Here is an 18,965-nt window from a genome sequence, read left to right on the forward strand (position 1 = left end):
AAAGCAGGATAATATAGAAGCTAAAACAATATAAGGCTAGCTAAAATAAGATGTAGTATAAAAATTGTAGTATTATAAAATCGAATAAGTGTTATAGCTACGAAAAAAATATAGTTTTATTAATTTTAAATTTATGGAGGTTACAAAAGAAAAAAAGTGATTAATGATTTAGAATTACAATTTGAATTTGGAATTAGAGAGAATTATGAATGTTATATAGGTAATTTGTATGATGGAAATTTAGATAATAAAGATGGAAATTTAAATAGATTAATCGAATATAGTAAAGAATTTGCTAGGTTTATTGCATCTAATTACAATATAAAAAATATATCACAAATTAATCTAAAACATTTTAAAGATTTTATTGATTTAAAGAAAATAGAAAATGGAGTAGAACAAGCAACTAAGATAGGCATATCTTTATTAAGGGTTGAAAATATTATAAATATAATTACCATACTAAGTTGTATTTCTCATATAATTTGCATGATAATTTCACTGAAAATCTTGAAGCTTTAGATAAATCTTATATATTTAATTTAAAAACTTTTTTGAATGATGAGTATTTCAACATTTTAAATTTTTTATACTATTGTGAATTAGAATATAAGTATATAGAGTGTTTAGATGATTTAAATATAATTGTTAGAGAGAATACAATTTATATTTATATAAAGGATTTTATTTATAGGATTTTTGAAGTTGATAATATTACTAAAAAGCATTTTAAAAATTTAGCAGACTTCACTTTAGAGAGTCGTTTTATATTATCTAAACGCAAGACAACAGTAAGAAAATATTTCATAAGAATTTTAAATAAAAATAAAATATATAGGGAAAATTTTTTTAAGAAGTTATTAATTACAAGAATTAATGAGAGGTATGAACTGTGGAAAAAAGCAAGAATAAATTAGGAGTTTATGAAAATATTTTATTAGCATTTGATTTTGCAATGATAAACTCAAAAACATTTGAAAAGAGAACTGAAAAGAATAATAGGAATTTATTTCATAAAACAGAATTGTATTCAGATAATACAATTAGAAATTTAAGAGAGACCTTCATTAATTTTTTAAAATTTATTTTAAATAATAATGAGGAAGTAAGAGTTATATCTGATATTGAATTAAAAGATTTTGAAAATTATTTGGGATTTAAAAGAAATACTGTATCAGAAATAACATATAATCACATTGGAGTAAGATTGGGCAAAATAATAAATATTATGCAAGTTACATATGGGGATATATTTAATTTTAAATATAAAGTTGATTATATTTCTAAGTTTGATTTTACATATAATGCTAATAATATTGAGCGTATGAAATCAGAAGACTACACCAAAATACTTAAAGAATGTTCACCTAGATGTAGATTATACTTAAAAATCATTAAGAATTTAAAAGTTAAGATTTCAGATTTACCTAAAATAAAAATGAGTGATATTTATATAAGAAATAATAATCTTTTTTTATTTTTAGATGGATATATTAAAAAAATAGAATTAACAGATGAAATAATTAAATTACATAAAGATATGATTGAATTATTTGGAGAAGTAGCTCCCATATGCAATTTAAAACCTGCTAGCATAAGAAGGAATTTTCAGAGAGCCTTAAACAAATCAAATTTAGAGCAGTATAAAGGTTGCTTAGTAAGTTTACTTAAATCTATGTAATATACAAGTTAAGAGAGTAAGAATTTAAGGAGAGGAATTGAAATGTTTTTTGAAACAGAAGAAATTAAGAAAGAAGATAAGAAAAAAATTGATGTAATTTATAGTGGTAAAAACATTGAAGAACTTATACTAAACTTAGTTAAATATAGTGATGTTAGGTTAGTTATTGCTCATGATGATAAGCAAAGTGAGTTTATTACTGAGTTTAATAATCATAAAGGAAAGAGTGGAAGAATAAAAAAAAGTGTATTTGAAATAGAAGATAAAAGTGTGAAGTTAGGTAATTACGTAACTGTTCATCTAAAAATTGCAAGGATACTTCCACTTCTACAAGTGGGGGAGGAATTGCTCGTAGCTTTAGCTAAACGATAACTCTTCCAATTCTTCCTCAAACATCCTTTTTATTTAATATTTCTTATTTACTTTCACTAAAAATAGTATTATAATTAATTTAGTGAAAGGGGTTGAGTATTATAGAAATAACAACTACTTCTAAAATACAAATTAAACCTACTGATGAACAAATAGAGTGTTTAATACAAACTATGGTACAAATTAGAAAAGCACTTAATTACATCTCTAAATATGTCTATGAGAATAATTGCTTAAAGCAATCTGAATTAAATAAAGCAACTTATACTTATCTTAGAGAGCAGTTTGGCCTTAAATCTCAAATGGCTCAATCAGTAATGAAAACTGTAATTGCTAAATATAAAACCAATAAGTCTAATGGACATGAATTTACTTTAGTACAGTTTAAAAATTTAGAATATGACCTTGTTTTTAATAGAGATTATTCTCTTAAACTTGGTAATTTCTCTATAAATAGTTTAAATGGTAGATTAAAAATACCATATGAAACTAAAGGAATGGAGAAATATTTTGATGGTTCTTATAGTTTTGGAACAGCTAAACTTGTATATAAATATAAAAAATACTTTTTGCACATTCCAATGACTAAAGGATATCAACAAACTACGCCATTTGAAATTAATAAAATTGTAGGAATCGACCTTGGAATTAATTTTGTGGCTACTGTCTATGACAGTTTTGGTAAGACTACTTTCTTTAGTGGAAAGCAAGTTAAACAAAAAAGAGGACACTACAAAATATTAAGAAAAAACCTACAAATGAGAGGAACTAAATCTGCTAAAAGAAGAATCAAATCAATAGGTTCAAGAGAAAACCGTTGGATAAGTGATTTAAACCACTCTATCACCAAGGCACTCGTTGACCGATATGGTGCAAATACATTATTTGTACTTGAAGATTTAACAGGAATTAGAAACTCTACTGAAAAAGTAAATATTAATAACAGATATGTTTCTGTTTCTTGGGCTTTCTATCAGTTTAGGCAATATCTTGAATATAAGGCACAGATGAATAACTCAATTGTTATAGCTGTAAGTCCGAAGTGGACTTCTCAAATGTGCCCTAAATGTGGGCATATTGAAAAAGCTAACAGAAACAAAAAACAACACATATTCTGTTGTAAAAACTGCTCTTATACATCTAATGATGATAGGATAGGAGCAATGAATATTTGGAATAAAGGTATACAATATATTGAAAGCCAGTCCAAAGAAGTAGTTGAGTAAACTCTTCTACTTACGCTACTGTCAATCAGCGTATAATGTAACCTACGTTTGAGGAGGGAGGATATTATCTATTGGTACCTCGTGTAGTAGAGTTACAAGCTCCCACTTCAAGCGAAGCTAAGTGGTGAGTAGTTGACCAGGATGAATATGAAATGCTGAAAAATAGTTATGAGGAATTACAGAAATTTAAGAAAAAACATAATAAAATAGTTTCAATTGAAGAACAAGAAAAAATTAAAAAAGTCATGGAGCAGGATTAAGTCAGAGACAAATTGCTAAAGAATTTAACATAAGTGTTGCTACTGTAAATAAAGTGATTAATAATAAATATTAGTTTAAATTTAACATGAAACATCATATATACCATCTATTGTCGATTTACAGCTTTTATTTTTCATTAGAGGTGTTATTTATGTTGTTATACAAAAATACTTTTTATGGAGTTTTAGAGTGGAAAGAAAGTATCTTTATAAAATATTATATTTACAAACAATAAAAGAGAATTATTATCAATTGAAATGATAATGATAATAATTTAAAGAGTATAACAGATTCTATATTTAGTAGACTTTATACTCTTTTTTTATTGCAATAATTAAGTGATAAGTAAAAATAAGTAAGAAAAAATAAAATATGGTAAAATAAGTGTGTGAGGAAAATATTGATATTAGGTATAGGAAAAATAATTATAGAGTTGTATTTGGACAATACAATTTTTAAGTTTTTCGTCATTAAATAAATTGTTATAAATTTATACGATAAACTGCTCTTTGTATAAATTTAAACAATTTAAACATCCCATATAAAATAAATTAAAATCCTATATTTAATATTCAAATTGATGTTTTAAGCATAGAAAAGAGTTAATCATGAGGTATTTGATTAGCTCTTTTTTATTTTAAAAGAATAACTTATTTGATACTAAATTATATCCTGTGAATTACATACTAGAAATTAAAGGGAGGGTAGCTTTATGTTGAAAGTGTTAAATGATAGGAGTAATTCTAAATTAAAAAAAATTGATACCCTTAAAGAGTTTGAATACTTTTTTAGAAACTTTGAAAAAGATAGTTTGGGAGATGAACTTCAATATAATAAAGATGCAATGGATTTAGCCCAAAAAAGTTATTATGGGAATTTAGAATCTGGAATACTTAATGAATATGAAAAATATCAAGGGAGACATTTTAGTGAAAGAAAAGCACTTTTAAAAGCCTATGAAAGATATAATAACTACATAGATTTTAGATTAAAAAATCCTAGTGAGTTTTTATGTGTTCACAGACAAGAAAGGAAAGATGAATTAATAAATATAAAAAATTATCCAGGTATTTCTGTTAAAATAGAATGGATAAGCTTATTTGAATTAGACGCATATTTGGACAATAATTTAATGGTTTATATAATTCGAGATAAAAACAGGAAGATAGAAAAATCGGTAAAGTACATTAGCGAAATTAATTAAAAAGGATGAAACAAATGAAAAAATTATTAGATTTCTTAGAAGAATTAAGAGATAAGTATAAAGAAGAATATTCGTATAATGAGAATATAGAAGATACAAGCATAGATGAGGTTGTGAGCCGAGATGATAAATATAAAATAGCTCAAATAATAGTGAGTGAAAAAATAAAGATACTCCATATAATAATAATGATTGATTGGGTATCACCTTATCCTTATATTAATACAATAAAGTCATATAAGGAAATGATGAAACCTTTAAATGTTATAGTGGCAGCAGCATTGGACCTTTTGGAATGTATGATTTATGCTGAAGCTGGAGAAACATATGAAAAATTCCATAAGGACTGTAAAGAGTCTAAAATCTTAAAAGATGAATATACAATGAATGATAAAGAGTATGAAGAATATAGTAAAAAACAAGAAGAAATTTTGATTATAATATTTTGATTTTGGTTAGTTAAAAAAATAAAAAAGAAAAGAGCTAGTAGAACTGATTATAAAGAAGAGAAAACCTCTGTTTTATAATCAGTTTTTTTATTAATTTGAAATAGGTGAAAATCTTAGCTACTTCTTAGAAATAAGCAAGATAAATGATTTAGAGTTATAATATAAGTGTAGGGAAAATATATAATATTTTCCTAAAATTACATTAATTCAAAAGATAAAAAGAAGTGGAGAATAGATATATGGCGAGAAATAAAAATACAGGTAAATATGCAGTAATGGAAACAATTTGTACTATGGGAGAAGGTGTAGAAACTAATCTATGTGCAATTTGTAATACAAGGGATGAAGCTATTGAAGTGGTGAGTGAATATAGAAAGAAACATTTACTTAGCAGAATGAATTTAGTAACAAGTGAAGAATATGAGGAATATACACACACTGATTTAGATACTGTTTTCGATTATATGGAAGATGAATATGAGTATCATTTATTAGCTTGTACACCTCGATTATAATATAAAAATAATTAAATTAAGTTAGTAGACTAATGAGGGTATTACCTATTATTAGTCTTTTTTTTATATCTTTTATTATATTAAATGAAAGATATTCACAGAAAGCAAAAGTAGTAAAGGTATATTATACTATTAATAGTATTTTTAGTATAAGAGAAGGGAGTTATAACAAATATGAGCAATTCGTATTTAAATAAATTTGCAATAGGAACAGAACATAAAGATGTTGTTATTCCTGTGAAAGAAATTTATAGAGATGAAAATGGTTGGAGCATATATATAGTTAAAAATGAAAAAGGACATGAGTTTAGAATTAAAGGTGTTTTTATAACTCCTTTGAATATTAAGCACCAATATAAAGTTAAAGGTATTATTTCTAGTTTTAAAAGTGAAAATGACTTTAAAGTAAAAGAGATAGCTCCAATAAGACCTAAAAGTAAAAAAGCTATAATATCATATTTAAAAACACTAAAAGGTCTTAAAAGTAAAGCTGATATTATATATGAAACATATGGAGATGAAGCAATAGATGTTTTATTAAATACACCTGATAAAGTAGCTAATGATATTAAAGGTGTAGGAATAAAAATGGCAACTAATTGGAGCCAACAATTACAATCCTGTTTTGAAAGCCAAGATACAATAGCAAGATTGTTAGAATTAGAATTAACACCTAGAGTAGCTAAAAAACTATATGATGTTTATAAGGAAGATATAATTATTAAAATTGAAACTAATCCTTATTTTTTAATTAATGAGGTTAAAGGATATGGATTCGATAAATGTGATAAAGTTGCAAGAGAATTAGGAATATCTCCAGCTGATAAATTTAGAATTCAAGAAGGAATAATTTATATACTTAAAAAGGCTAGTTCTGAAGGACACTGTTATTTACCAAAGGATATATTAATAGACAGAGTAAAAGCTCTATTGGATATAAAACTTCAATATACAGAAATGAAAAGATTTGAAAGCACTTATAGAGGACAAGAGAGTTTTGAGTATTTCATTGGAGAAAAAAATAAATATATTATTCAATATGATGATTTATTACAACATATAAATTCATATGAAGCTGAGAGTAGGAAAAAGACTAAAGAATTATATAGATATGCTATACATAATATCCCTTTAGAAAGACTAGAAAAGGCTATTGAAGAATTAAATGAGACAAAAAGAATTGTAGTAGAGGAAGATGAGTTTGTCTATTTAAAAAAATTATATAAAAGTGAAATTGATACTGCATATTATGTTAAAGATTTAGCTGATTATAAAGATACTTATTCAAAAGGGTATGTTGAAAAAGTATTAAATAAAATATTAAAAAAAGATGGAATAATCTTAGAAGAAATGCAGAGAAAAGCTTGTATAGATTTTAATACATCAGAGAGTGGTTTTTATCTATTATTAGGTAGTGCTGGTACAGGAAAAACATTCAACTTAATTAAAGTTTTAGAGGTTGCTAAGGAAATTGCTAGAGAAAAGCATAATAAAGCTTTAAGTATATCTATTTTTGCCCCAACAGGGAGAGCCAGTAAAATAGCATCACTTGCTACCAAAATGCCTTGTTCTACAATACACAAGGGATTAGGGTGGAAAGAAGATGGATTTGAGCATAATGAATATAATAAATTAGATGCAGATATAGTAATCTGTGATGAATCTTCAATGCTGGATATAAATTTAGCTAAATCATTATTTGAAGCTATAAGAAGAGGTTCAAAGGTTATATTGATGGGAGATATTAAACAATTACCATCTGTCGGGCCGGGGGCTGTGTTAAAAGATTTAATAGATTCTAATACATTAAGAGTTGTTATATTAAATGTTATAAAAAGATAAGGGCTTTTATCTGGTACAGTTAAATATGCTAATGCAATAATAGAAGACAAAATGATACCTAATTCGGTTGATACAGAAGATGCTTTTTACTTAGAGAGAGAAGGTATTAGAAGTATTCAAAATACTGTTATTCAAGCAGCTAAGAATTTAATTAATAATAAGGGGTATGATTTTAACGATATACAGATATTAATACCACAAAAAACTGGTTCATTAGGAGTTTATATGATGAACTTTTTACTGCAAAAGGAATTTAATAATAAAGGGAAAGATAATAAAAATAAAATATTAGCAACTAAGTTTTCAGCAAAACCAGATGAATCTAGTAAATCAGTAGAGTTTGAACTTTACTTCACAGAAGGAGATAAGGTTATTAATATTCATAATAACTATAGTATGCAACAATACTTAAAGAATGGTGATAACTTTATAAAAACAACTCAGTGTGGAATAACTAATGGTGAAACTGGGGTTATAGAATATATAAAAATAGATAAAGGGCAAGACGGTAAAGTAACTAAAAAAATAATGGTTAAATATGATGAATTTTATTGCTTATATGAAGATGATTTTAGTGATTTACAACACAGTTTTGCTTTGACTACTCATAAGAGCCAAGGGTCTGCATGGAAAGCTGTAATTGTACCAATGGATATGAGATTTTTTAAACTTTTGGATAATAACCTCTTCTATACTGCAATTACAAGAGCTAGAGAGTTTGTATGTGTTGTAGGAACTAAGAAAGCGATTAATTTAGCAATAAGAACTCATAATGCAATTCATAGATATACAAGATTATCATATAGATTAAAAAAATCAATTGATGATGATAGAAAATTTTTTGATAAGGGGAATGGTGTTGTAGCTTAAGCAAGAAAATACGGTGTATTGTATAATTAATGTATAAAAGTTAGTTAAGAAATGGAGTGCAGTTAATGGAAAACGTAAATGATATTAACATTGTAGAAGCTGTAATAAATGTATTAGATAATAATGGTGAAGAACCTATTTTAAATGAATATAAATTAGATTTAAGTGATGAAATATACAAATTTTTATATAAGCATATAGAAAAGGCTTTTAAGGATGAAGAACTTAAATATGCAATATTCAATCCAGAGAGACATGTAGTAAAGGAAGTTTCACAAGAATTCTTAACAGGAGTTAATACTGATATTGTTGATATTTCTAAGGAATTTTCTAGACAGATGTTTTATATTATGCGAGCAAACAGGAATATTCTGAGTTGCGATTTAATAACTGTTTATATTTCAACTGATCATGGTCCAATGCTTAGAATTTTAAAATTAGATTATGTTAAAAACTTTACTCATAAAGTTGATTTTATAGATGAAAAGATAGGCATAGGAATAATAGAACAAGCAATAGAACTTCCAACATCAAGTCAAAAACTTCAAAAATGTGCTTTCATTAAACCTATTAGAGAAAATCAAGCTGTTGATTTAATGGTTATTGATAAAGAAAAGAAGGGAAAAGATGGGGAAGACTATGGTGCTAACTACTTTATAAACAATTATTTAGGGTGTACTATTATCCAAAATGAAAGAGATATGACAAAAAGCTTTATGAAGGCAACTGAGACTTTTGCAAGAAATAACATTGTAGAAGATGCTGCTAAGGCTATGGAGGTCAGAGATAGTATAAAAACTATAATGAAGGTAGAAGACACTATAAATGTCAATGAAATAGCTAGGGAAGTCTTTAAAGATGAACCAGATATGCAAGAAAACTTCAATTCTTTTATGGAATCACAAGGCGTTGAAAGAGATATAGAAATAGACAAAGAGTGGATTGAGAAAAAATTTAAGAAAGTTAGATTAAATATAGATAAGGAAATAGATTTATATTTGAGTAGTGAAGCCTACCATGATAGTGATAGGTTTGAAGTTGTCAAAAATGGTGATGGAACTATAAATATAGTTATAAAAAGAATTAAAAACTTTATAGAGAAGTAGATTAAGGAGATAAAGATAAGATGAATAAAGTAATGTTATTAGGAAGATTAACAAGAGATCCAGATTTAAGATTTAGTGCTGGTAGTGGTACTGCTGTTACTAGATTTACAGTTGCAGTTAACAGACCTAGACAAAAAAACAAGCAACCAGAAGCTGATTTTATAAATTGCATAGCTTTTGGTAAGGCTGGAGAAGCAATAGCACAATACTTAACTAAAGGTAAACAAATAGCTATTAGTGGTAATATTAGAACAGGAAGTTACGAAGCGAAGGATGGTACTAAAAGATATACAACAGAAGTAGTAGTTGAAACATTTAAATTTATATCAAGTAATGCAGGTGCTCCTAATGAAACAGATGAATATTCAAGAAGAAAAATAGCACTTGAAAACTTTGAAAGTATTGGAAGTGAAAGTAGAGAAGATATGATGCCTGTTGATGATGGAGATATTCCATTTTAATTAAAAATTTAATAAGACTGTGATTAAAAAAAGGATTCCTAATTCAGTAATAGGAGTCCTTTTTATATATTATAAAATATAGGAGATTTCTATAATAGTTAAATTATAGACAGGTTAAGAGTTTTTCATACATGGTTAGAGAGATATCTATTAGATATAAGCAGATAAGCTGTATTAATGTTATAATTCAGATATAAAAAGGTAAATAAAAAATTCAAATATATCACAGGAAGGGGTGACAACAGTTAAAATAAATCTATAAATATCTATAAAAATATATTATTATCTTATAAATATAGTTGGATAATATTATTGAGGTGATAAATACATGAAATATTACTCAATAGGAGAAGTTGCAACTAAAATAGGCAAAACTGTTCAAACTCTTAGAAATTAGGATAAAAATGGAACTTTAAAACCATCACATATAACAAATGGTGGTACAAGATATTATTCACAAGAGCAACTTAATCATTTCTTAGGTTTAAAATCAAAAGTGCAACTAAATAAAAAGACTATAGGATATTGTAGAGTTAGTTCCCATAAACAAAAAGGGATTAAATCAACTAATAGATATGATTACCAATTCAGAGGTTGACAAAATAGTAGTTCTTTATAAAGATAGGTTAATTAGATTTGGATATGAATTAATAGAAAATCTATGCAATAAGTATGGGACTATTATTGAAATTATTGATAATACTGAAAAATCGGAAGAACAAGAATTAGTTGAGGATTTAATTCAAATAAGTTGTAGGTTTCAAGGAAAAAGAGCAAATAAAGCTAAGAAGATGATTAAGGAGTTGTTAGAAGATGATACTTGCGAAAAAAGTTAGATTATACCCAACAGAAGTTCAAGAACAAAAGCTATGGCAATCCGTTGGTACTGCAAGATTTATTTATAACTGGACACTTGCAAGACAAGAAGAAAATTATAAAAATGGTAGTAAGTTTATTTCAGATAATGACTTAAGAAAAGAAATAACTCAAATAAAGAAAACAGAATTAACATGGTTGAACGAAGTATCTAACAATGTAGCAAAACAGGCAGTTAAAGACGCTTGTAATAGTTATAAAAGGTTCTTTAAAGGGGTATCCGATAAACCAAGATTCAAGAGTAGAAAAAAGAGTAAGCCATCATTTTATAATGATAATTACAAGTTGAAAGTTAAGGATAATGCAGTAAATATTGAAAAAGTAGGTTGGGTAAATATTAAATCCTATTCAATTCCTTTAAACACTACATATAGCAATCCTCGTATCAGTTTTGATGGGAAGTATTGGTATATATCAGTAGGAATTGAAAGAGAACTACCGAAGGTAAAACTTACTGGTGAAAACATAGGAATTGACGTTGGGGTGAAAGATTTAGCTATTTGTAGTAATGGTATGACTTTTAAAAACATCAATAAAACTAAAGAAATTAAAAGGCTTAAAAAAGTCTTAAAGAGAAAACAAAGAAAAGTTAGTCGAAAATATGAAATGAATAAAATTGAAAGTGAGGTGAAAAACCGTTGTCAATTTAAAAAGACTAATAATATTATAAAACTTGAAAAGCAAATAAGATTACTTCATAGAAAATTAACTAACATAAGAAGTAATCATATTCACCAAGCAACGAATAAGATAGTGAAAGCCAAGCCGTCAAGAGTTGTTATGGAAACACTTAATATCAAGAATATGATAAAAAATCGTCATTTATCAAAGGCTATTGTAGAACAATGTTTATATGATTTTAAAGTTAAAATGAAATATAAATGTGAATTTTATGGGATAGAGTTTGTAGAAGCTGATAAGTGGTATCCATCATCAAAAACTTGTAGTAAGTGTGGAACTATTAAGAAAGATTTAAAGTTAAAGGATAGGATTTACCAATGTTCATGTGGACTAAAGATAGACAGGGACTTTAATGCTTCAATTAATCTTTCACGATATAAATTAGCATAATATCACCTAAAAGATAATGCTAATATGTACCATTCGTTGTATGGGAATTTAAGCCCTCGGACTGTCACATCAATGAGAGTAGCTTATAAATTTATTTATAGCAAAATCAGACAGGATGAATAGGGAATCAAACAAGAATTATAGATATTTATAGATTTTTGGCAACGGGTATAAGAGATAATTTATAATTATAAGAATAAGTTTAGATATAAGAGGAGATGGGAATGGAGTTAACAAATTTTTTAGAACAATTATTAGATGGAATAGTTAAAGAAGATGGTATGGATAAAATCCTACAGTCTATTGAGGAAAATATAGAATATGATTTGAAGAATACTAAGGTAGAATTACAGCTATTTGAATGTGATAAAAATTATGATGCAGATATAGTTGTTTCAAATGAAGGGTATGAAGATGGTGAAATTATATTTTTAGATATTTATAAGAAGAGTTCTGAAAGTTTGGACAAGGAGAATTAGAAATATTATTTATATTACAGAAAGGTTAAGGTATATGGGGAATATAAAAGAAGATTTAAGTTTTAATGGATCTCTACCTCAAATGATTTATGATTTAGGAGAGTTAGGTGAATTAGGAGCTTTGAAAATTCATAATGGAGTTTTTTTTACTGATAAAATTCTAATAGAAAAATTAGAAGTTAATGAGAATAGTATATTTGTTAGTAGAAAAGAAATAAATTATAAAAATATAAATTTAAAAATTAAACATGGTAAAGGGATAGAATTCAATATATATGTTAATGGCATTAAGATTCATCTTAACTGGAATGAGAAGAATAAAGACCTTTTAATTGACTTTTATCTTAAATGGTTATTATTCAGAAGGAATAATCCGAGTTTATATAAATAAAATATATTTTCAAATAATTAAAGGAGGGGTTGAATACTTCAAAAAAACCCCTCCTGAATGATAAACAGCGAGACTATTGCTTATTATTACTTATTATACTATAAGAAATAAAATACTGAAAGAAGGTGCGGGAATAATGAAAGAATTAGTTCAAGTAACATTATATGATTGTATTTATCTAATTGGAGATATAAAGGGAATAACTGAAGAAGAAAAGAAAGTTTTATATCAAAATAGAGAATTTATAAGAGCTAACAATAAATATAATTAAAATTAATGAAGAGGTATTAAATCTAAACTAGGTTTGATACCTCTTCTGTTATTTTTATAATTAAATTTATTCAATAATAGGTTTAAAATGTTTAACAAGTTGAATTCAAGCAAAAAGTTTTATAATGAATTATAATATATATATAGAAAACAATATAAAAAAAGAGAAAAACTGATAAAAAATTATTCAAAAGAAAGAATAGATTTTGTATAATATATAAATGAAAAATACAAAACAAAAGAGAAAGAGGTATTTCAAATGAAGACGAGCAAAATAATAGGTTTAGTAATATTAGCAGGAGCAACAGGGATTAGTTTTGGGAACATCACTCATACGCCTAAAGTTCAAAATAAAGTAGTATTAGCCCAACATATTAACAACAATACTACAAAGGTTAAAGAGAGTACTAAAGGAGATAATCAAACATTAACTAAAAAACAAGTTCAACAGTTAAAAAATAAAACAATAACTGTTAATGGAATGAAATTCTCAGGAATTCAAGCTATAAAAATAGCACCAGATATGCAAGGTGATGAATTTGCAGTTGCACCTGGATTTAACCCAAATGGCTTTGCCTCATCAGTTAATGAACAATTATATAATTACGAGTTAAACCCAGCAAATGACCAAGCTGCTATGAATGAAGCTACTGCATTACATGATGGAAACCCAGTTGACACATGTGTATTTTTCCAATCATCTGCTTTAAGAGCAATAGGACAAGACGTACCAGATTATATAGGGTATACCACTCATCTTGAAAATTGGTTAGCTAATAACGGATGGCAAAGGCACACAGATTTCCAATACATACAAAGGGGAGACCTATGTTTCGCTAGTTATTATCACACTTTCTTATTCATGGGATGGGAAAATAAAGCTAAAGGAATAGCTTATGTAATGGGTAACGAATCATTTACCGAGCCTTATTACAGAAACCGAAATCTTAGTGGACAAAGTCCTGTGACATATGGGAATAATTCTTACTATCAAGCAACTTGTTTCTGGACTTATGGCCAAGGATACACTGGTCAAATAGAGGGAGTAAATCCAGTACATTCTGATGGATATAATGCAATAGGAACTACAACAACAACAGCAGATTTAAATGTTAGAACAGGTGCTAATACATGGAGCAACATCATAACAACAATACCAAGTGGAGTTACAGTTCCAGTTATGGCTCAAAGTAATGGCTGGTATGAAGTATATTACAATGGACATCAAGGTTGGATAGATGGAAATTATACTGACGGCTTAGATGAGAGTCTCGGCAACGGAGCAGCACCTACAAATATGCCTGTAGGAGATAACTTAACAGTAACTTCTCCAGTTGGATTATGGTTAACAAATGGACCTAGTGGTAACAGTGGAAATATAGTATTATTACCAAATGGAACTCCAGTAAAAGCTTTATCATTCCAAAATGGATGGTATAAAGTAGACTACGAAGGAACTATTGGATGGTTAGATGCCCAATACACAAGCAGTAATGGTAAAGATATATTACCTAAGACTTCTGTTCCAGAACAATCTCAACCTCAACAACAACATCAATCCCAAAAAACATTTACTCAACATGCGGTAAATGGTACAGTAACAGTTGAGTGTGGTGGATTATGGATAAATGAAAAGCCTTTTGTGAATGATGGAAATATAGTAGTAGTACCACATGGAACAAAGCTACAAGCAACTGCTGAAAGTAATAATGGATGGTATAAAGTAACTTACAAAGGACAAACTGGATGGATAGGTGGATCACCTTATAGTTCATTTAAACAAGCTCCTGTAAAACAATCTCCTACAAGTGGAAATCAAGTAAGCCAAAAAGTAATAGGTAAAGTTGAAGTAACAGCAGATGGATTATGTATGAATGAACATCCAGCACCAAATGATGGAATAATAGAAGTTCTTCACAGAGGAACAATAGTTGATTTATTAGGAACTTCATCTAATGGTTGGTATCATGTTTCATACAATGGTAAAGAAGGATGGATTGGTGGCTCACCTTATTCACAAGTGGTAGGGCAACAACAAGCAACTAATAATCAAGAAACTGCAACTGTTCAATCACCAGTAGGTTTATGGTTAAATGGTTCACCAAACACATCAAATCCAATAGAGGTTATGCCATATAATGCTACTATGAAAGTATTAGGACAACAAGGAAATTGGACAAAAGTAGATTACAACGGACAAATTGGTTGGGCTTATACTCAATATTTAAATATTTCAAATAGCTCAAGTAGTTCAAGTTCAAATAATTCAAGTTCAAATACATCATCACCAATAGGAACAGGAACAATATCAGCTAATGGTGGATTATGGTTAAATGGAAATCCTAATTTAAATAATCGAAATGGAATTGAAGTTATTCCAAATGGTTCACAAGTAACAATATATAAAGTTGATGGAAATTGGGATTATATAGAGTATAATGGACAATATGGTTGGGCTTATAACGAATATATAAACACTAATAATAGTCAAGAAACTGCAACTGTTCAATCACCTGTAGGATTATGGTTAAATGGTTCACCTAATACATCAAATCCAATAGAGGTTATGCCATATAATGCTACTATGAAAGTATTAGGACAACAAGGGAATTGGACAAAAGTAGATTACAATGGACAAATTGGTTGGGCTTATACTCAATACTTAAATATAAATTAAATATATCATGACTTTATTAAAGGACTGCTTTTAAATAAGCAGTTCTTTTTTTATATAAGAGGAAAAAAGATGCTTTGGTAATGTTTTATTTTGTAATATAATTAACTAGATAATGTAAAATAAGGAGGAATTTCATGCTTAATTTATTAGATTTTAAGTCTAAAGATGGATTAATTTTAGTAATAAGCAAGTATAAAAAAATTATATTTTCAGTATCCATCATAATACTATTCATAATTGGTGTACCTAGTGCTTTTAGTATTTTATCATCTATTAATAATACAAGTAATAATAGAGCCTACTTACAACAAGAAATAAAAGTGTTAAGTAATTATCAATCTTTTTTTAGTAATGACAGCTATCAAGCTACAATGACAACTGAAGAAAATAATCAATTAAGTAGCATTACTGAAAAAGCAAGTAACATGATGCTTGCTCCACAATCTAAACAAGCTGTTGAAAATATTATAAGTTCTATGAAGAACTATAATGAGTTAAATCAAGAACAAAAATTTGCTATGAGCAATCATATTCAAACAGTATTAAACACTTTAAACAATGAGTTGAATAATCATTTTTCAGTAAGTCCATTAAGTATTATAGGAATTTCTATAGCTGTTGTTGGGTTAATAACTGTAGTAGAATTAGCATTAAAACATGGTTTAGTTTAAGCCTTATATTAAGCAAAATTTTATTTTATTTTGTATAATTAAGTCATGGAAAACAAGTGTAAGGAGCGAAAGAAAAGATATGACATATAAAACTCATTTAGCAACATCAATGTGTGTTTCAATTCCACTATTTTAACATTAGGTGGAGTAGCAGTAGGATGTTTATTACCCGATATAGATACCCCAGGGAGCTTTTTAGGAAGAAGAGTAAAACAACTTTCACTATTAATAAGTTCTTTCACAGAACATAGAAGAATAGTTCATTCATTTGTACCAATAGTTATGTTGTTGGTAGCTGCTATATTATTTAAGTCTATATTTATACTAGCTATTTCTTTAGGATTTTTACTACATCTTGTTGAAGATGGATTTAGTAAGTCAGGAATAAGATGGTTACAACCATTTAGCGATAAATCAATAGTAGTACCAGTTGAATGGATGAGATATAAAACAGGAGAATGGAAAGAACATATAATATTAGCAGTAGCTATAATAATTTTATTAATTGAAATTCGCTATGGTCATTTTGGTTTAATAATGCACCAAGCAAGAGGATATGTTAATCACTTTGGATCATTTGGTGGTTATCATCATCATTATAGAGATTATTATAACTAGAAGGAGGGTTTTGAATGAGCAATGTTAACTATGGGAATAAATCTATAGAAGAATTGGATTCTTATTATGGAATAGGTGAAAAATCTGACTGGAAAAGAAATGAGTGTGCAATTATACAAAAGGCATTTAAAATGAACAATATAAACCTTACTTTGATGGAATGTAAAGATTTATATGAATGGTATTCAGATAAGTATTATTGTGCTAGATGGGAAGGTTCTATACTTATTATGATGAAGATTATGAAGAAATTTTCAATTTCCTTTATCCAGTTTTAGAAAAGTTTTTAGCTGAAAAAATGTTTAGAATTACTTCTATTATAGGAGAATTCAAAGAAGATTCCGAGTTAAAAAATATATTAGGATTAAAATAAGATAATGAGATGAAAGTAAACCTATTAAACGATAGGTTTACTTTTTTTTATAAAATAAAAAAGCCAATAGGAGAACCCTACCAACTTTTTATTAATATTAGCATAAATATACCTATAGCACCTAGAATTACAGCTAGATTTAATTTTACATAACTTTTTTTGAAATTCATAATATCACCCAGCTAATATTATTGACAAGTATTATACTTATAATTCATTAATTTAGTATAATTATACTTTCTTAATTTCTTTTTTTAGATTTGAAATAGTAGCTGCTGAAACATTAAATTTTTTAGCTATTTCCTTTCCACTTTCAGTTGAAGTCTTAATATACTCTAAAATTTCATTTTTATTATCAATTACATTTCTTCTATTTCCTTTTACACAAGTATAGATTACAGAACCTGTTCGTTTTTCACTTATTCCTAAATTCTTAGCAATTTCTTTAATAGATAGCCCTTGGCTATACATTCTTATTATTTTATCTCTATCATCATCTAATTTAACTTTAACTCTATCAAGATCAACTCTTTCTTTATTTAGTTGATAGAATACAGTTACTTTACTCATATTTATAATGCTTTGAATATCCTTAATTTTAATTCCCTTTTGGTAAAGCTTCTTAATCCCACTAATCTCTATATCACTTAATTTATCCTCATTTTTTATTTTTCTTTTCCCTTTATAAATATAGCAACCATTGTAACCAGAATTGCTTTCAATTATATATCCTTTTTTTCTTAAATATTTAACTGATTCACTTACATAACTAATATTTGTTTTAACATCACTTGCTAGTTTCTTTCTATTTACTATTTTATATCTTTTTAACAAGTCTAATATTAAATAAGTTTTTTCTAAATCATAATATACCATAACAAATTCCTAAACATAATTAATAATCGTTTCTAAAATATTATTCTTAATTTAAATTATAGGCAGATATTTTAGATTATATACTTTCATTAATTAATTTCGCTAATACTTTTTATTTCTTTTTCTATCCTTTTATTTTTATCTTTAACTAAATAAACTATCCAGTTATTATCCAAGTAAGATTCTATTTCAAATATACTTATCCATTCTCCCTCAAGGCGACTATTATGATTTCTTGAATATATATATTGTTTTATATCTAGTAAAGGTCTCATATCCCCTCCAAAATTTTTACATATACATAAAAAATCAGCAGGATTCTTTAATCTAAATCAATATAAGCATTATATCTGTTAAAAGCCTTTAAAAGAGCTTCTTCTTCATTTAATGGAGTATCTTTATATTGCATTTCATATTCATCATATGTTAATTTGCTTTCTAAAACATCATAATAAGTGTGTTTTGCTTTTCTCATTCCAATTGTGCTGTAATCACAGTCAATCCTAAACTCTCCATATTCAAATCTTTCAAAAAAATATTTAAAATCCACAAAATTATCAAATTTTTTTAGCATGACAAACTTCTCCTTTAATTATTATCTTATATTGATGATATCATTAAACCTAGACGTATTTGGGGTATAATTATTTTTTATTTATTTTAATATTATTGTTGG

Annotated in this window: 23 protein-coding genes and 1 pseudogene; 21 read left to right on the top strand and 3 right to left on the bottom strand. The window is 27.0% G+C overall.

The window, feature by feature from the left end:
- The first annotated feature begins 156 nt into the window (after positions 1 to 156).
- The 21 genes and pseudogenes from ARA19_RS00780 (at position 157) to ARA19_RS00875 (ending at position 17,318) form a co-directional block, all read left to right on the top strand.
- On the top strand, positions 157 to 522 hold the full coding sequence (locus tag ARA19_RS00780) for a hypothetical protein (RefSeq protein WP_055069072.1): 366 nt from the start codon (positions 157 to 159) through the stop codon (positions 520 to 522).
- Between the two features lie 370 nt (positions 523 to 892).
- Complete coding sequence (locus tag ARA19_RS00790; RefSeq protein WP_055069074.1) at positions 893 to 1,681, top strand: hypothetical protein; 789 nt, start codon at positions 893 to 895, stop codon at positions 1,679 to 1,681.
- A 42-nt stretch (positions 1,682 to 1,723) separates the two neighbouring features.
- The gene (locus ARA19_RS00795) at positions 1,724 to 2,053 is read left to right on the top strand and encodes a hypothetical protein (RefSeq protein WP_055069075.1); all 330 of its coding nucleotides are present in this window, start codon (positions 1,724 to 1,726) and stop codon (positions 2,051 to 2,053) included.
- 92 nt (positions 2,054 to 2,145) lie between these two features.
- Entirely contained in the window at positions 2,146 to 3,279 is a 1,134-nt protein-coding gene (locus ARA19_RS00800) for an RNA-guided endonuclease TnpB family protein (protein WP_423230598.1), read from the top strand.
- 271 nt (positions 3,280 to 3,550) lie between these two features.
- Entirely contained in the window at positions 3,551 to 3,613 is a 63-nt protein-coding gene (locus tag ARA19_RS18245) for a hypothetical protein (protein ID WP_084764118.1), read from the top strand.
- Between the two features lie 639 nt (positions 3,614 to 4,252).
- Positions 4,253 to 4,744, top strand: coding sequence for a hypothetical protein (locus tag ARA19_RS00805; RefSeq protein WP_055069076.1), 492 nt, complete (start codon positions 4,253 to 4,255; stop codon positions 4,742 to 4,744).
- Between the two features lie 14 nt (positions 4,745 to 4,758).
- Positions 4,759 to 5,193 carry a hypothetical protein gene (locus ARA19_RS00810; protein ID WP_055069077.1) on the top strand — a complete coding sequence of 145 codons (435 nt, stop codon included), beginning with the start codon at positions 4,759 to 4,761 and terminating at the stop codon, positions 5,191 to 5,193.
- A gap of 239 nt (positions 5,194 to 5,432) precedes the next feature.
- On the top strand, positions 5,433 to 5,708 hold the full coding sequence (locus ARA19_RS00815) for a hypothetical protein (protein WP_055069078.1): 276 nt from the start codon (positions 5,433 to 5,435) through the stop codon (positions 5,706 to 5,708).
- Between the two features lie 174 nt (positions 5,709 to 5,882).
- Positions 5,883 to 7,550 carry a helix-hairpin-helix domain-containing protein gene (locus tag ARA19_RS00820; protein WP_055069079.1) on the top strand — a complete coding sequence of 556 codons (1,668 nt, stop codon included), beginning with the start codon at positions 5,883 to 5,885 and terminating at the stop codon, positions 7,548 to 7,550.
- 51 nt (positions 7,551 to 7,601) lie between these two features.
- Positions 7,602 to 8,420, top strand: a complete 819-nt coding sequence (locus ARA19_RS00825) for an ATP-binding domain-containing protein (RefSeq protein WP_055069080.1) — start codon at positions 7,602 to 7,604, stop codon at positions 8,418 to 8,420.
- A gap of 65 nt (positions 8,421 to 8,485) precedes the next feature.
- Positions 8,486 to 9,526, top strand: coding sequence for a nucleoid-associated protein (locus tag ARA19_RS00830; protein WP_055069081.1), 1,041 nt, complete (start codon positions 8,486 to 8,488; stop codon positions 9,524 to 9,526).
- A 20-nt stretch (positions 9,527 to 9,546) separates the two neighbouring features.
- Positions 9,547 to 9,987 carry a single-stranded DNA-binding protein gene (locus ARA19_RS00835; RefSeq protein WP_055069082.1) on the top strand — a complete coding sequence of 147 codons (441 nt, stop codon included), beginning with the start codon at positions 9,547 to 9,549 and terminating at the stop codon, positions 9,985 to 9,987.
- 328 nt (positions 9,988 to 10,315) lie between these two features.
- Positions 10,316 to 10,823: pseudogene (locus ARA19_RS00840) on the top strand (MerR family transcriptional regulator).
- Complete coding sequence (locus ARA19_RS00845) at positions 10,801 to 11,934, top strand: RNA-guided endonuclease InsQ/TnpB family protein (RefSeq protein WP_055069083.1); 1,134 nt, start codon at positions 10,801 to 10,803, stop codon at positions 11,932 to 11,934. The pseudogene ARA19_RS00840 and the gene ARA19_RS00845 overlap by 23 nt, the downstream one beginning before the upstream one ends.
- A 224-nt stretch (positions 11,935 to 12,158) precedes the next feature.
- Entirely contained in the window at positions 12,159 to 12,413 is a 255-nt protein-coding gene (locus ARA19_RS00850; RefSeq protein WP_055069084.1) for a hypothetical protein, read from the top strand.
- 34 nt (positions 12,414 to 12,447) lie between these two features.
- Positions 12,448 to 12,804 (top strand): hypothetical protein, encoded by a 357-nt coding sequence (locus tag ARA19_RS00855; RefSeq protein ID WP_055069085.1) that lies wholly within the window; start codon positions 12,448 to 12,450, stop codon positions 12,802 to 12,804.
- 136 nt (positions 12,805 to 12,940) lie between these two features.
- Positions 12,941 to 13,075 (top strand): hypothetical protein, encoded by a 135-nt coding sequence (locus ARA19_RS18060; RefSeq protein ID WP_278321650.1) that lies wholly within the window; start codon positions 12,941 to 12,943, stop codon positions 13,073 to 13,075.
- A 258-nt stretch (positions 13,076 to 13,333) separates the two neighbouring features.
- A complete protein-coding gene (locus ARA19_RS00860; protein ID WP_055069086.1) occupies positions 13,334 to 15,751 on the top strand; it encodes an SH3 domain-containing protein in 2,418 nt (805 codons plus the stop codon).
- 134 nt (positions 15,752 to 15,885) lie between these two features.
- A complete protein-coding gene (locus ARA19_RS00865; RefSeq protein ID WP_055069087.1) occupies positions 15,886 to 16,422 on the top strand; it encodes a hypothetical protein in 537 nt (178 codons plus the stop codon).
- A gap of 111 nt (positions 16,423 to 16,533) precedes the next feature.
- Positions 16,534 to 17,040, top strand: coding sequence for a metal-dependent hydrolase (locus tag ARA19_RS00870; RefSeq protein WP_242862365.1), 507 nt, complete (start codon positions 16,534 to 16,536; stop codon positions 17,038 to 17,040).
- Positions 17,041 to 17,054: 14 nt separating this feature from the next.
- The gene (locus ARA19_RS00875) at positions 17,055 to 17,318 is read left to right on the top strand and encodes a hypothetical protein (protein WP_055069088.1); all 264 of its coding nucleotides are present in this window, start codon (positions 17,055 to 17,057) and stop codon (positions 17,316 to 17,318) included.
- Between the two features lie 326 nt (positions 17,319 to 17,644).
- On the opposite strand, the gene ARA19_RS00880 is transcribed toward ARA19_RS00875, so the two are convergent.
- The 3 genes from ARA19_RS00880 to ARA19_RS00890 form a co-directional block, all read right to left on the bottom strand.
- Positions 17,645 to 18,289 (bottom strand): helix-turn-helix transcriptional regulator, encoded by a 645-nt coding sequence (locus tag ARA19_RS00880; protein ID WP_055069089.1) that lies wholly within the window; start codon positions 18,287 to 18,289, stop codon positions 17,645 to 17,647.
- Positions 18,290 to 18,378: 89 nt separating this feature from the next.
- The gene (locus ARA19_RS00885; RefSeq protein WP_055069090.1) at positions 18,379 to 18,564 is read right to left on the bottom strand and encodes a hypothetical protein; all 186 of its coding nucleotides are present in this window, start codon (positions 18,562 to 18,564) and stop codon (positions 18,379 to 18,381) included.
- A 47-nt stretch (positions 18,565 to 18,611) separates the two neighbouring features.
- Complete coding sequence (locus ARA19_RS00890; protein WP_055069091.1) at positions 18,612 to 18,863, bottom strand: hypothetical protein; 252 nt, start codon at positions 18,861 to 18,863, stop codon at positions 18,612 to 18,614.
- Positions 18,864 to 18,965 lie beyond the last annotated feature (102 nt).

Origin of the sequence: Clostridium massiliamazoniense (assembly GCF_001403635.1) — a bacterium.
Taxonomy (GTDB): domain Bacteria; phylum Bacillota; class Clostridia; order Clostridiales; family Clostridiaceae; genus Sarcina; species Sarcina massiliamazoniense.